A 14,503-nucleotide genomic window follows, 5' to 3' on the forward strand; every position below is an offset into this window, starting at 1 on the left:
AAGTGAAACTTTAATCAATATGACTATGTATTTATGTGCAGAAATAATAAAAAACACTGCCAGGCGCAGTGTTTTTTATTACTACCTTTTATCCAATTCATTCATATTAAATCCTTGCTTGAGAGTAAGACCAATTCTTTCTTATTTTCATCAACAACTATTTCTGGATAATCCCAATGAAGCGTACGAGTAGACTCCCTGATTCGTTTTACTATTCCTTTGGCTGTTTTATTTCTATATTCATTCCAATATTTTGGCTCAGTCGCTCTTAAAAGAACGATAGAAAAAGGATCTGATATGAATATCAGATCCTTAACTTTAATTTCTTAATACATACATCTTTTTACAAGATAACTGGTTCGTACGTGCTCAAATTATCATACTCAGTTTTTACAATACTAGGCGGAAGGTTAACACATCCTCAGATTCACCTTTTCTTGTAGCAGTGCATAATGTTTAATAAAATTAAAGCATATTTTTACTTACCAGACTTAATTTTTTCGTTATATTCTTCTAAAGTTAACCCTTTTTCTTTTAGATAAACGGCAACTTCTTTTCCTACATAACGATAGTGCCATGGCTCATACTTAATGCCAGTACTATTCTCTTTATCTTTTGGATAGCGGAGAGTAAACCCATACTCTGCAGCATTCTTATCTAACCATTTGAATGCATCGGTAGTTTCAAATTTTGCATTTAAATCTTCTACAGTATTCTGCCATTCAACTGAAATAATGTCTAACGCTAATCCAGTATGATGTTCACTTGCACCAGGATACTGAAGATATTCCAACGCCTTAGCACTAGCCTCTTTATCCGACAAACCTTGAGATTTATAGCTTTTAACTGACGCATCATAATAAGTTTGTTGTAATTTTATAGCTCGATAACCTGATCTTAAATAAAGATTGATTCCCTCTTTTTTTGCAGCTGCTACCATATCCTGATAGGAAGTTGCAATTCTACTATCTATTTTCATATTTGGCTTCGCATTTTGGGTGATACTTGTTAATTCAATTCCTAGTTCCTTTGATAACATATGCTCTCTATTTACAAGAATAATTCTCCAATCATTAGGATCAGAGATAGGTAAAACATCTTTTTTATTCGCATGTATCTCTTTTTTATTTTTATCGTTATTATTAGTAGTTTCCTGAGATGTTTGCTTTCCACTACAAGCAGCAAGACTCCATCCCATTGCCAATACCAATGCTAAAATTATAAATTTTTTAATTGTATCTCATTCCCTTTTTGTTTATTAGTCTTTATACCAATTTCCCAACACGTCTCTAGGAATCTCCTTAAAATCCTTCAAAGAAACGGGGCCGACAAATTTTTTAATTCCATGTTTTTTAGAATCTTCATCCGAATAATCTTTTAAAAATTGAATTTTAAATTGTTTCTTACCATCAGCGTAGTCGGTTACTGTCGGTACGATTGCCGCTTGTCGTATACCAAAAGTTTTATCTTCATACTTAACAAATTGTACATAAGATAATCCTCCAACCAATGTTTCTAATTTTTCTTGCGCAGAAATAAGATTTCCAAGAGAATAATAGATTAGCGTTTCATGTCCCTCTTTATTTTGTTTCCACTCAATTGGTTGAATTACATGTGGATGATTTCCAATTACTACATCTACACCTAAATCTGTTAAATATTGAGCAACTTCTTTTTGTTGCTTTGAAGGTGTTGAGGTATATTCTACTCCCCAATGCACCATAACAATCACCATATCAGAGCTACTCTTTGCCTTTTCCACATCATTTTGTATCGCTTTTTTATCAATTAAATTTAAAGCCCAAGACTTATCAGCCGGAATTTTAATTCCATTCGTACCATATGTATAATTTAGTAACGCAAAGCGAATACCATTTTTTGTAATCGTTTTTATTTCATTACGCTCGTTTTGACTCTCATTCATGCCTACTGGGATAACATCCGGATATTTCTTCCAGTATTCTCTTGTATTCGCAACACCTTTAATACCCATATCCATAGCATGATTTGTCGCTTGAGTCACTATATTGAATCCAGTGTCCACTAAAGATTGTCCTACTTCTTCAGGTGTATTGAAAGTCGGATATCCCTGTACTTTTAGATTATTTCCTGCAATTGGAGTCTCCTGGTTCACGATAGCAAGATCACTTGATTTAACAGCTTTTTTGATATTTTCATAAATATAGTTATAATCATATGAACCGTCTTTTTGTTTGCCATCTTTAATTACTGCGTCATGATATAAATTATCACCCGTTGCTATTAAATTCACAACCGATTTTACTTTTTTATCTTCCGTAAAATTAGGAGACTGTTGGATAGGACTCTTCTCTACCCAATTTGGTGCTTTTAATGATGTATCTATATTAGATTCAGCCGGTGGTAATGAAGCTTTAGATGTCTTAACATCTGTATTACCACAAGCAGTTAAAAGCACTAAAAAAATAAGACATAATAAAAAAAACTTTTTACTTCTCTGTAAAGTATCTAACATGTGATCCTCTTTTCTGTTTTATTACTTATAACCAGTTCTAACAAATCATTCTTTAAAACAACGTATTTTGGTTTTACCCTTAATTATGGAAGGACACTCTGTTACATTTACTTCGGAATATACAGATAATCATTTTCCATTCTCTAGCAATCTATCAATTCCATCAGAATTGATAGATTGCTAGAAAAACATAATCCATCAGGATGTCGACTAGTTTGATATACCTATTCCAATTGCAATAACTCGTTTAATATTTAAACAAGATAGGAGAATCGTTCATATAGCCTCTTCTCTCGCTTTATGTTTAAGGTGCCTCCAAAAAAGGGATCGTTGCTGTACCCCTTTGCATAGTGCGAAATTTTTGTAACTAATTTCTTTCATTCAAGCGACAAACATTATACCGATAACAATAAGTAAGACCCAAGAACTTATTTTACCAATATACGAAAAAAGTAGCAATCTTTTGCCCCATATAAAGAAGCCAATTAGGAGAAATGAACGAGAGATTCATTCTATTCAATTCCTTCATTGATTAATAAAAAAACAAGCCACCCAACTATTGGATGGCTCTATACTATAAAGAGAATTTGTTATTGGATTACTTCAATTTCCCTTCAAAAACAATCTTCCTACCGCACGGCTCAACTACTGTTTTGCCGTCTTTCTTTACTTCATGAAAGATTGGCTCTTCCATACGACGAGACGGAGCGTAGCCTTCTTGTTCCATACGTGCTAAGCAGTCTGTAATTGTTTCATTTTCAAGTACTTCAAATTTCTTTTTATTAGGTTGTTTTGTCATGCCCTAACCTACTTTCTATTTTTCTTGATGCGAATTGATTTTTCATGTAGACCATATATAACATTGCGAGAATTCCCATTATAATCATAACCGCAATAAAAAAGCTTGTATACTGTATTTTTTCTATAAATACGCCGCCTAATACAGGTCCCATAATACTTCCTAAACTAAAAGCGATTCCGGATAATATATTACCTGCTGGTAGTAAGTGTCTCGGTAATAAATCAGTCATAAATCCAAGCCCTAAAGAGAAGCACGATCCAATAACCATACCCGCTAAAAGCATGCAGGCAAAGACGATCCAGTAATATTGATCAAATACGGCGGCAAGTAGAAAAATGCCCGTACTTATGCTAAACGTCCACGTTAATATACGATCCCTTCCGTATTTATCACTCAATATACCGAGCGGAATTTGTGTAATAATACCCCCAACTGCAAATGCTGGTAATAAGAAGGATACATCTGAAACAGACCACCCTTTACGAAGCGCGTATACTGGTAAGTTACTATTTAACATCGCCTCAAGTACGCCATATGCAAGTGGTCCTAGTAACGCAATCCATCCTAATCCAACAACTTGTCTATAACGAGAAAATGATGATTCACTCTTCACTTCTCTTTCATCTTGCGCTGGGAATGCATTTTTTGTTGGAAGTAGTAAAAGCCAACCTATTAAACAAAGTATAGTAGATATAATAAATGGTGTTGCAAGACCGTACTGCACAGTGCTTGCTAAATACGGACCAACAGCAAAACCAATTCCGAAGAATACACCGTATATCGATACTTGTCTCCCTATTTTACTTGGGTCTGATGTTGTCGTGATCCACGTTTGCGTTCCGACATGCAGCATATGATCTCCGACTCCAACTAGAAATCTAAGGATAAACCATACCCAAAACGAAAATGTTTGTGTAAAAAAGAATAATGAAATAATAACGAGAAACCCACCTATAACGATAATTGGCTTCATTCCAAACCTTTGCATCGGTTTTTCAAGAAACGGCGAAATAACTAATATCCCAATGTATAATGCCGTTGCATGAATACCGTTAATACTTGAACTAACCCCTTCTTGTTCAAAAATCATTGCAATGGCAGGTAAGAGCATTCCTTGTGACAAACCCGAGATTGCTACAATCCCAACCATAATCCAAAAAGTAAAACGCATTGACATCCCTTTCCCTCTCCTTCTCACGCTTCCACTTTTCATTATAAACTGTTTCTGCAAATGCGTGTACGAATATTCATAATAAAAAAGAAGCTAAAAGAATGAACCTTTTAGCTTCCTATCCTTCCCAAACTTGCGCTTTCACATTGTAATGAAAGTGTTTAAAATATGGATCTTCATAAAATGAAGGTCCATATAAGTAATGTTGCATATGAGCTGTTAGTGGCTGCTGCATCTGTAAAGGAACTACAGCTGGTGAAACTTGCATATACATCGGATCTATCATTATTTTTGTATAGATATGATGATTATATGGCGAATAAGCGATTAAGGATGGTTTATGCATTGATAATCTCCCCTTATACATACAAATGTTATAGTATATGCAACACTTCTCATTTCGGGGATTATTTCTGTTCTAACCAATCCTCTACATGTTTTATAAATACATCTAAACAATCAATAAACGGCGAGTGTCCGCAATCTTCTAATACCTTCAACTCTGCATTTGGCAAATGTTTCGCTAATTCCTCACCGACTACTTGCGGTACGACATAATCTCTATCACCTTGTATGACGAGTGTTGGCGCTTTAATACGATGAATTTGCTTACTTCCCCCTACAACCCCGTTATGTTCATCTGAAATATTAAATGTAATGAGCGCATAATTCACATCTACGAAATTACGTTGCGTTAACATATCATCTAAATACTTTTCATAACGGTCCGGTTCAGGTTGATTATGTGTATATATTAATAGATTCCATACTGTACGGTAATATAGTTTGTTCATATTTTTTATCGCGTCTAATACTGGAGCGATTTGTACTGGATCTTGCGCAATTTCTTCTTTCGTCTTTACTAAACTTGATACAATCGGCTGCCCATTCGTATCTTTTTTAAAGATTGGGTATCCTTTCATTCCTACTGATTCTACTAAAATTAACTTTTCTACAAAAGTTGGGTGGTTCGCTGTAAATTGCATCGCAACGCCACCGCCCATTGACCAGCCCATTAATGAGAATTTCTCTAGCTTTAACTCGTCGATAAATAATTTTATATCTTCTACAAAGTCTTGTAATGAATCTATGGACTGATTATACGTTGATTGTCCAAACCCTCTTAAATCAAGAGCGTAAATATGGTATTGATCTTGCAACTTTTCAATGACTAAATCCCAATGTTGTGACGATGTCATGTTCCCGTGAATGAGTACAAGAATATCTGTATTTCGCCTTCCAACTTCCTGATATGCAATCGTTTCTCCGTTCGATAGTGAAACAAACTCCATTGTTGCAGGCTTAATCATCACAAGTTCCCCCATTCTATTTAATAGAAAGAAAATTCTTTACTTAATTAAAGAATAGCACGTAGAATATACGTTCGCAACATAAAACCTATAAGAATTTTTTACATAAATCAACATGTCTATTACTAGACAATTATTATAAAAAAGTATATAGTTAGCTAGGTAACTAATTTGAAAGGATCAAAATACATGGACGAAAAACAACATTTTTTTCACATCGTCAGCCAGACTTCTCGAAAGTTTACGAAGAAATTTAATGAACGTGTATCTCCAACAGGGTTATTTAGTGCGCAATGGGCTGTTATTTTCCGCATTAATCAAACTGGTTCTTGTACGCAAACAGAATTATGCCAGTATTTAAATGTTGAATCACCAACGATGACTCGTACGTTAACACGTATGGAAACGATGGGATGGATTATTCGTACAGAAGGTAAAGATCGCCGCGAGAAGCTTATTTCTTTATCCGAAACAGCGATAAAGATGATTCCAGTATGGCAAGAAGAAGTTGACACTTTCGAAGAAAAAACGCTAGAAGGTATTAACGAAGATGATTTACATCAAGCATTTCAAATGTTACAACAAATTATTAAAAATTTAGATTAAATTGGAGGGATGACGATGCAAAGTGAGAAACTTTGGACGAAGGATTTCCTCGGAACTTGTTTTAGTAGTCTATTTCTCTTCTTAACATTTTACATGCTTATGACTACTCTGCCTGTCTATGTAATAGACGGCCTAAAAGGAAAACCTGAGGAAATTGGTTTAGTTGCAACTGTGTTTCTTATTTCTTCTGTTTTATGTAGACCATTCACAGGAAAATGGCTCGATGATTTAGGAAGAAAGAAAATATTATTTATTTCACTTTCATTATTTTTAGCCGCTACTGTTATGTATTTCGGTGCGCAAAGTTTATTCTTATTACTTGCCCTTCGCTTCTTACACGGTATTGGGTTCGGGATGGCAACGACAGCTACTGGTACGATTGTAACTGATGTTGCGCCAGCTCATCGACGAGGCGAAGCACTTGCATATTTCGGCGTATTTATGAGTCTGCCAATGGTAATTGGTCCTTTTTTAGGTTTAACAATTATTTCTCATTTTTCGTTTACTGTGTTATTTATCGTTTGTTCCGTATTTTCATTACTTGCATTTTTATTAGGGCTACTTGTCGATATTCCTCACGAAGCACCTGTTAGCAAACAAAAACGTGAAAAAATGAAATGGAAAGACTTAATCGAACCATCTTCTATTCCGATTGCACTTACAGGATTTGTTTTAGCCTTTTCTTATAGTGGTATTTTATCCTTTATTCCTATTTATGCGAAAGAACTCGGTTTAAGTGAAATTGCAAGTTACTTCTTTATTGTATACGCACTTGTTGTTGTCATTTCTCGTCCATTTACAGGAAAGATTTTTGATCGCTTCGGTGAAAATGTACTCGTTTACCCTGCAATCATTATTTTCACAATCGGAATGTTCATATTAAGCCAAGCACAAACTTCATTTTGGTTCCTTGGCGCAGGTATGCTAATCGGTTTAGGTTACGGAACATTAATTCCGAGTTTCCAAACGATTGCAATTTCTGCCGCCCCAAACCATAGACGTGGTTCTGCGACAGCTACGTATTTTTCATTCTTTGATAGTGGTATTGGTTTTGGTTCTTTCATTTTAGGTATTGTCGCAGCGAAATCCAGTTATCATAATATGTATTTTATCGCAGCTATTATCGTTGCGTTCACTTTACTTTTATATTACGGATTACACGGACGAAAACAAAAATTCAAGAAACAACCTACAGACGGAAAAATTTCCGCTTAACGTTAATAAGGAAAGTAAACTTCCCCGTTTACTTTCCTTATTTTGTATTTCTTTCAAGACGAGCGTATACTTATAGTAGAAATAAAAAGGAGGGCCATATATGAAACTAAAAAAATCTCCCCTACTCTTACTTATACTAACATTCATATTTGTAATTACAGGGCTTGGGTTTACTTACTTCAAACATAATAAAACGACCCCATCAAAACATAATGTGACAAAAGAAAACTGGTTAAATGACCCTTACTTACGTTGGTCGTATACACATATGAAAGAATTCACTTTAGTTAATAACGTAAAAAACAACCCTGACCAAATTGCTCACTTCCCTTCCGCATTGCAAAACTTAGATGATTTTGCTGTGGAGCGTAGATTCGGAAATACAACTCCTCTAAAAAAACTTTTAGACGATAACAAAACAGATGCTTTTGTCGTTGTACATAATGGACAACTTGTTTACGAACGATATTTCAATGGGTATAAACAGAATGAACCTCATGGTATGGCATCATTAGCAAAAGTCTTTACCGGGGCAATTATACAATCTCTCGCTGAAGAAAAACGTATTGACTTAGAAAAAACAGCTGACACTTACATAAAAGAATTAAAAAACACACCGTTCGGTAATGCCACACTTCAGCAATTAATGGACATGCAAGTTTCAGCTGAATATCCTACTCATGGATATGAGCAACCTGGGCTAGAAAATCAAGATGCACAATTATATTTAGCTAGCAATATTTTACCCCGCGGCAAAAATTACGACGGTCCGATGAAAATTTATGATATGTTACGGGAAGCCGAAGAAACTGCACCGCCTGGTTCTTCCTTTTCTTACAATAACGGATCAACAGAAACGCTTGCTTGGATTATTAGAACTATTACTGGTAAATCACTAGCTGAAAATGTAAGCGAACGAATTTGGTCTCAAATTGGTATGGAAGAAAACGCGTATTACGTTACAGATGAAATGAAAATAGAACAAGCAAGCGCTGGCTTAAATGCAACTGCTAGAGATATGGCGAGATTCGGGCAATTACTATTAAACAACGGGGAATATAACGGAAAACAAATTCTCCCTTCTTCTATTACAGAAAGTGTAAAAAATGTACAAGAAGGTGAACTTGAAATTAGTATTGGCGCTTCTATTTCTTATCATAATCAATGGTGGATTCCCCACAATGAACAAGGTGCTTTCGAAGTGTTAGGTAGTTACGGACAAACACTTTACATCGATCCGAAAGCAAATATGGTAATCGTTCATTTCTCTTCTAACGCAACGCCAAGTAATGAAATACATTCGGTTTATTCAAATATGTATATTGATATTGCACATCATTTAGAAAAGCTTCCACAGTAGTGGAAGCTTTTTCATTACAGTACATTATTTACACTACTATACCAATTATCTTTTCGTTATTAGAAAAGATTGAAAAAACAATTACCTAAAATACACCTATCGAAAATTTTATAAGCAGGTTACAATTTTAATTGAGCGTTTAACTAATACACCCACATCTTTTGGAGAATGTATTAAAACACTTCCCTTACAAAGATTGTCTGTTCATATTGGTCGAAAATTTCTTCTATAGATGAAAATAAAGTTTCTTCCGGTATGATGAACTTTATTTTTTGATCATTTTTTAACATAAAGGAAATTGTTCCATTATCATTAAAACCTGTATGAAACGTTCCTCGTTTATTTAATAGTACCTCTTCAATTATATTTATTTCAATTGAAAAGTTATTCTTTAATTGCAAGAGTTCATGTACATCGCCAGTATGTATTTTTGCATCTATTTCAGTTTCTAAGTTTAATTGTTTTTTCTCAATTTTTTTGAACCAAAACAAAAACAATAGCTCTGAAATACCAGGTAATTGTTTTTTATAAGCATGTCGGCTATGAAACTGTCCGCCAATCTTTATAAAATATATACAGTCACCTGTAATAAAAACTTTATAATATATATCTGCCGTAAACATTTTAGGCTTTAAAAGATAAAAACTTTTGATCATAATTCCCCCATCAATTTTAAATGTATTTGTATAAACATTTTTAGCTAGATTTGTGCTAAAACATATTTCTCATGTAATGCAACACTATTGTATTGAATCTCCTCTCCCTTTGCAACAGTTGCTTTGAAGCCAGCTAGTAACCTTTCTCTATACTATCCCTATAAGTGCTACCCCATTTCCAACCGTTTTTCTTCTAGTATATTAAAAGCAGAATTTGATACGAGGCTCTATATCAATCTATCAATAAATTACCGCTCTATAAATATCTGAATTTTCTTTACATTGAAGGTTATCTCCTAAACAACCTCGAATAATTGTAATACATATACATAAGGAGGTTGATCTATTTTGTTTCGTTCCTTTACAAATGGTTGCGTCGCCTTAGTGCAACGCTTCTTGCCAGAACCGTTTATTTTATCATGTTTACTAACTGTTTTCGTTATCTTCTTTGGTATGTTTGCGACTCACCAAACACCTGTAGAAATGATTAATCACTGGGGTAATGGAATTTGGGGACTCCTCGCCTTTTCTATGCAAATGGCACTTGTACTCGTGACTGGATCTGCTTTAGCAAATGCTCCTCTTATTAAAAAAGGATTAACGAAAGCTGCCAGACTACCAAAAACAATTGGACAAGGCATTATTGCCATTTCAATTGTAAGTTTACTCGGTGCATACATAAACTGGGGCTTTGGAATTGTTGTATCTGTTTTATACGCAAAAGAAGTGGCAAGGCAGCTGGACGGATTAGATTATAGACTAGCAATCGCCTCTTCTTACTCTGGATTTCTCATTTGGCATGCCGGTCTTTCTGCCTCTATTCCTCTTACGTTAGCAACAGGCGGTGAAACGTTAATTAAAACGACTGCTGGAAGTATTAAAGAGGCGATTCCAATAACAGAAACGTTATTCTCACCATACGCTCTCGTTCCAGTTATTATTTTTCTCATTACGATGCCTCTCATTAATAAAGCGATGCATCCAGATGAAAAACATACGATTACAGTAGATCCTAGCGTGTTCCATGAAGAAGCTGCTGCTCAAGAAGTAGAAAAAAATACGTTCGCTGAAAAGATGGAAAATAGCATTATTATTACACTTTGCGTTGGATTGTTAGGTCTCATTTATATTTTCAATTACTTTTATACGAAAGGTTTTAACCTTACTCTCGATATCGTGATTTTTATGTTATTAATTGCAGGTCTTATTTTCCACCGTACTCCGATTCAGTATATTCGTGCTTTTTCAGACTCTACGAAAAGTGCTTCTGGCATTTTACTTCAATTTCCGTTTTACGCAGGAATTATGGGCATGATGATTGGAGCAAATAGTGAAGGACTTTCACTTGGAGGAGCTATTTCTAATTTCTTTATTAGCATTTCAAATGAAACGACTTTTCCGCTCTTTACATTTTTAAGTGCTGGCATTGTTAACATTTTCGTTCCATCTGGCGGCGGTCAATGGGCTGTGCAAGCACCAATTATGATTCCAGCTGGCGCTGAACTTGGTGTACCTGCTGCAAAAACAGCAATGGCAATTGCATGGGGCGATGCTTGGACGAATTTAATTCAACCTTTCTGGGCATTACCAGCATTAGCGATAGCTGGTTTAGGTGCTCGTGACATTATGGGATTTTGTGTTGTGAACTTACTATATGCGGGTTTTATCATTAGTCTATGCTTCTTATTTATTTAAACGAAAAGCTAGTTTTATACTAGCTTTTTTACATAATAAATCAATTATTTCCCATGAAATTTATAATCTTCTCCCACTCTAACTCCGTAAGATGTAATGACTCAAATGCAAAAAAATCTTCGCACACTTTTTCAATTAGATGTGGATTTTCCCTCAAAAAATTCCACTGTAATACTTTAGGAAGAAAATGCATTTCATATTCTTTACTTCCCCGTACTACCTGATCAACTTCTCTTTCACAAATTCCTCTTATTAAATAATCATTTCTTAACTCTATTTGAATTTGCTGAAATGTTTCGCTGCATTTTTTCAATTGAAGTAAACACGTAACATACTTCCGAAAAAGTTCGCCATCATACTGAACACAGTTTATAATACGATCGACTTCATTCATAATGCACGAGCCTTTTCTTCTATTTGTAATAACCATTTCTCACGCTTTGATACTTTACTCGTTTTCACAGATTGAAACACTGACCGTTTTATATCGCGAATGCCACAAAAACGTAAAATACCTCTCTTCATCATAATCCAATCTGCTGATCGATATAACAATGCGACGTACCATAGAGGCGAGTCTAACGTATTAATAACCCATGCTTTTTTCCCTTGCAATAATCCTTTCGGCAGAGCCCCTTCATATTTATAAGCAAATCCAGCTACGAAAATACGATCGATAAATCCTTTTAAAATTGCTGGCATCCCCCACCACCATATTGGATAGATGAATAGAAGTGTATCTGCTTCTTCTACTAACGTTCTATACCGAGCTGTTTCCTCTTCATTTACTAAATCGCGTCTTTTCTTCTCTTCATTAAATACGAGGACTGGATCAAATTGTTCTTTGTATAAATCAAGTACGGTAACTGAATGATTTGTTTCCTGTAGTCCTTTTTGCACATGATTGAAAATCGCCGCGTTAAAACTTGAAGGGTTAGGATGAGCATATATAATTAGTACGTTCACTACAAAACAACTCCCTCTATACGTTAAAGTTTCTCCTTCTTTAATAACTTCTCTACAATTTGTACGTTTTTCGAACTTTGCAACAATCGATTTAATAATATAAGTAACTCTTCTTTTTTTAAATCTTTCAGTTTCTCTTTAACTGCACTCTCACCAGCACCTTGAATATCATAAACAACTGCCACCATATGTTTACAATAATTTTCATAGGGACACTCACAGTTACTTTCTGAAAAATCTTCGAGATCGATAACTACTTCATAATTCCCTGCATTTCCAGTAACGAAAGCAAACACTTTTTTATCTTGTATTTCAACATCTTCTACATGCCCATCTTCATAATATTCATATCCCTTATCTACAATGTACTTTGGGATCCATTTCGTTATATCTTTTAATAAGTAAGCGTACATAATTGTACCCCTTCCTTTAATTCCCTTTTGACTTCAAAAATCCTGCATGTTATTCTAATTACTGTTAAGTAGCAAGTCTACGTGACAAAACGACTGACACCTATTCGGCGAAGGTGTCTCTTTTCATTTGCAGCCGATATGAATTGCCTCTTTCAGGCACATTCAATTTTTGACACTACACACTCAACACCATTCCCTGTATCAGGCTGCTTTAGCAGTCTTTTACTCTACATACTCCGTTATTTTAAGAAAAAAAGAGAGCTTAGCTCCCTTTTCTCGCCTTATACAATACACCTTTTTCAGCATAGAGATATTCATCAGCTAATGTAATTTTCCCATCCAGTTTTAGTTCGTCTAATAATCTTGATAAATAAAATTGATGCAACATCTTTTTCGTGAATTTTCCTTCATGATGCGAAACGATATGTTCTTGAATATCTAACAATGATATCGGCTTATCTTGCTCTATCATATATTCATAAACTGTACTACGCAGTTTTACGTATTTTTCGAGTGTCACAGTAATGCGCAACCCCTTTCTTCTTAATATAAATTTTCGTAATCGGTTTTTTTGCAATAAAAAAACCTCTCCGATAAGAAGAAGTTACGTATATATCTTCGTCTTATCTCCCAGAACAAATATGTTCTGCTGGAATTAGCACCTGCATCGCGGTTGCTGGGTTTCATCGGGCCAGTCCCTCCACCTCTCTGGATAAGAAAATATTCACTTAATTCTTACTATACGTAATTCCACTTTAATTGTCAAACAAATATAATAAATATAACAAATTATATTTTCTTCCTTACTGTTCATACTACCCATATACGAACATGCAAGGAGGATTATGAAATGCATCAAAATGCTCGCGGATATGTACAAGATTCTTTTCAATCATTACAAGAAGCTAAAAATTGTTTAGAAGAAGCGCTCGAAACAGTTGAAAAAGATTTTAATCGCGCTCGTATTGAACAATCACTTTATGCTGTTGAACAAGCTATTCAACGTTGCGAGTACACCGTTCACATTTTAGAAAAAGATTAAAAACTTCCCATCTATTGATGGGAAGTTTTTTCAAATGGCATACTTCATAATTATTGCCGTTATGATTAAAAAATATACAGAATTAGCAATTTCTAAAATTCCTACTTTTATAATAGAAATTTTTTTGCCATACAACACAATTGCTCGAATGACACTTGGTATAAAAATAAGAGAACACCACGGATTAATCGCAAATACAATTATCGTTAATAAGATATGATATCCCCAAGATATAAGACGATACTTCGGGTTATTTTTTTCACGAATCATCGTTTTCACATAGAACGTACTACCTAAAAAGTATAAAAATGAAATAAGTGCAATGAATAAAGCTGTATGATCGATTTGCTTCATTGAAAAGTAATAACTAATTAACCCACCGATACAAAACACAATGATTGCACAAATATCATTTAATAGTGCTCTTTCATTTTTTTGACGGGCGTAATACATATTCACTATAAATAATGGAATCATTACTATTAAGAATAAAAGAATTCGCCACTCATATAATAAAGAAATCATCCCAAATAGGAACGCAATGCTGAAATAAACAATGGCAGCTTGTAAAAACTCTTTTTTTCGTCTTTGCTTTATGTACGTAAGAAATGGATACGTGGCTAAATAGATAAAAAACCACGCTAAAAACAATGGAATATGATAAATAGTAGGTTTCCCAAGTACGACACTTAATAAAAAAGGAATAACAAGCATGGCCCATGCACCATGTTGCTTCGGAATAACTAACTTCATTAACTATACACCTCACTTTT

The 14,503-nt window shown here is 34.6% G+C and carries 17 protein-coding genes and 1 riboswitch; of the genes, 5 read left to right on the forward strand and 12 right to left on the reverse strand.

Going from position 1 to position 14,503, the window contains the following annotated elements:
* Positions 1–478: 478 nt before the first annotated feature.
* The 6 genes from DOS87_RS18665 to DOS87_RS18690 form a co-directional block, all read right to left on the reverse strand.
* Positions 479–1,210 (reverse strand): M15 family metallopeptidase, encoded by a 732-nt coding sequence (locus DOS87_RS18665; protein WP_098578125.1) that lies wholly within the window; start codon positions 1,208–1,210, stop codon positions 479–481.
* A 48-nt stretch (positions 1,211–1,258) separates the two neighbouring features.
* Complete coding sequence (locus DOS87_RS18670) at positions 1,259–2,494, reverse strand: CapA family protein (protein ID WP_000887594.1); 1,236 nt, start codon at positions 2,492–2,494, stop codon at positions 1,259–1,261.
* Between the two features lie 598 nt (positions 2,495–3,092).
* A complete protein-coding gene (locus DOS87_RS18675; RefSeq protein ID WP_000166303.1) occupies positions 3,093–3,293 on the reverse strand; it encodes an NETI motif-containing protein in 201 nt (66 codons plus the stop codon).
* The gene (locus DOS87_RS18680) at positions 3,277–4,473 is read right to left on the reverse strand and encodes an MFS transporter (RefSeq protein WP_000062800.1); all 1,197 of its coding nucleotides are present in this window, start codon (positions 4,471–4,473) and stop codon (positions 3,277–3,279) included. Before DOS87_RS18680 ends, DOS87_RS18675 begins: the two co-directional genes overlap by 17 nt.
* Before the next feature lie 112 nt (positions 4,474–4,585).
* Entirely contained in the window at positions 4,586–4,813 is a 228-nt protein-coding gene (locus tag DOS87_RS18685) for a hypothetical protein (protein ID WP_000549499.1), read from the reverse strand.
* 61 nt (positions 4,814–4,874) lie between these two features.
* Positions 4,875–5,777 carry an intracellular short-chain-length polyhydroxyalkanoate depolymerase gene (locus DOS87_RS18690; protein ID WP_000594885.1) on the reverse strand — a complete coding sequence of 301 codons (903 nt, stop codon included), beginning with the start codon at positions 5,775–5,777 and terminating at the stop codon, positions 4,875–4,877.
* A gap of 189 nt (positions 5,778–5,966) precedes the next feature.
* Here DOS87_RS18690 and DOS87_RS18695 point away from each other — a divergent pair, with 189 nt between their 5' ends.
* From DOS87_RS18695 to DOS87_RS18705, 3 genes are all read left to right on the forward strand, one after another.
* Positions 5,967–6,383: a MarR family winged helix-turn-helix transcriptional regulator gene (locus tag DOS87_RS18695; RefSeq protein ID WP_000343679.1), complete on the forward strand. Its 417-nt coding sequence runs from the start codon at positions 5,967–5,969 to the stop codon at positions 6,381–6,383.
* A 15-nt stretch (positions 6,384–6,398) separates the two neighbouring features.
* Positions 6,399–7,598: an MFS transporter gene (locus tag DOS87_RS18700; RefSeq protein WP_001190320.1), complete on the forward strand. Its 1,200-nt coding sequence runs from the start codon at positions 6,399–6,401 to the stop codon at positions 7,596–7,598.
* A 100-nt stretch (positions 7,599–7,698) separates the two neighbouring features.
* Complete coding sequence (locus DOS87_RS18705) at positions 7,699–8,958, forward strand: serine hydrolase domain-containing protein (protein WP_000768733.1); 1,260 nt, start codon at positions 7,699–7,701, stop codon at positions 8,956–8,958.
* Between the two features lie 173 nt (positions 8,959–9,131).
* Here DOS87_RS18705 and DOS87_RS18710 read toward each other — a convergent pair whose 3' ends face one another.
* Positions 9,132–9,614 carry a hypothetical protein gene (locus DOS87_RS18710; protein ID WP_000597306.1) on the reverse strand — a complete coding sequence of 161 codons (483 nt, stop codon included), beginning with the start codon at positions 9,612–9,614 and terminating at the stop codon, positions 9,132–9,134.
* Between the two features lie 348 nt (positions 9,615–9,962).
* On the opposite strand from DOS87_RS18710, the gene DOS87_RS18715 reads away from it, so the two are divergent.
* A complete protein-coding gene (locus tag DOS87_RS18715; RefSeq protein WP_000490007.1) occupies positions 9,963–11,309 on the forward strand; it encodes a short-chain fatty acid transporter in 1,347 nt (448 codons plus the stop codon).
* A 40-nt stretch (positions 11,310–11,349) separates the two neighbouring features.
* Here the strand turns inward: DOS87_RS18715 and DOS87_RS18720 are convergent, their stop codons facing one another.
* The 4 genes from DOS87_RS18720 to DOS87_RS18735 form a co-directional block, all read right to left on the reverse strand.
* Positions 11,350–11,703, reverse strand: coding sequence for a hypothetical protein (locus DOS87_RS18720; RefSeq protein ID WP_001006476.1), 354 nt, complete (start codon positions 11,701–11,703; stop codon positions 11,350–11,352).
* Entirely contained in the window at positions 11,700–12,275 is a 576-nt protein-coding gene (locus DOS87_RS18725) for an NAD(P)H-dependent oxidoreductase (protein ID WP_001101572.1), read from the reverse strand. Before DOS87_RS18725 ends, DOS87_RS18720 begins: the two co-directional genes overlap by 4 nt.
* Positions 12,276–12,298: 23 nt before the next feature.
* Positions 12,299–12,688, reverse strand: coding sequence for an SWIM zinc finger family protein (locus DOS87_RS18730; RefSeq protein WP_000271530.1), 390 nt, complete (start codon positions 12,686–12,688; stop codon positions 12,299–12,301).
* Positions 12,689–12,950: 262 nt separating this feature from the next.
* A complete protein-coding gene (locus DOS87_RS18735) occupies positions 12,951–13,208 on the reverse strand; it encodes a hypothetical protein (protein ID WP_000171476.1) in 258 nt (85 codons plus the stop codon).
* A gap of 100 nt (positions 13,209–13,308) precedes the next feature.
* Positions 13,309–13,407: riboswitch (SAM riboswitch) on the reverse strand.
* A 131-nt stretch (positions 13,408–13,538) separates the two neighbouring features.
* Here DOS87_RS18735 and DOS87_RS18740 point away from each other — a divergent pair.
* Positions 13,539–13,730 (forward strand): hypothetical protein, encoded by a 192-nt coding sequence (locus DOS87_RS18740; RefSeq protein WP_000554032.1) that lies wholly within the window; start codon positions 13,539–13,541, stop codon positions 13,728–13,730.
* 30 nt (positions 13,731–13,760) lie between these two features.
* On the opposite strand, the gene DOS87_RS18745 is transcribed toward DOS87_RS18740, so the two are convergent.
* On the reverse strand, positions 13,761–14,483 hold the full coding sequence (locus tag DOS87_RS18745; protein ID WP_000779995.1) for a YwiC-like family protein: 723 nt from the start codon (positions 14,481–14,483) through the stop codon (positions 13,761–13,763).
* Positions 14,484–14,503: the final 20 nt, after the last annotated feature.

Source organism: Bacillus sp. CR71 (assembly GCF_003429245.1).
Classification (GTDB): Bacteria; Bacillota; Bacilli; order Bacillales; family Bacillaceae_G; genus Bacillus_A; species Bacillus_A thuringiensis_S.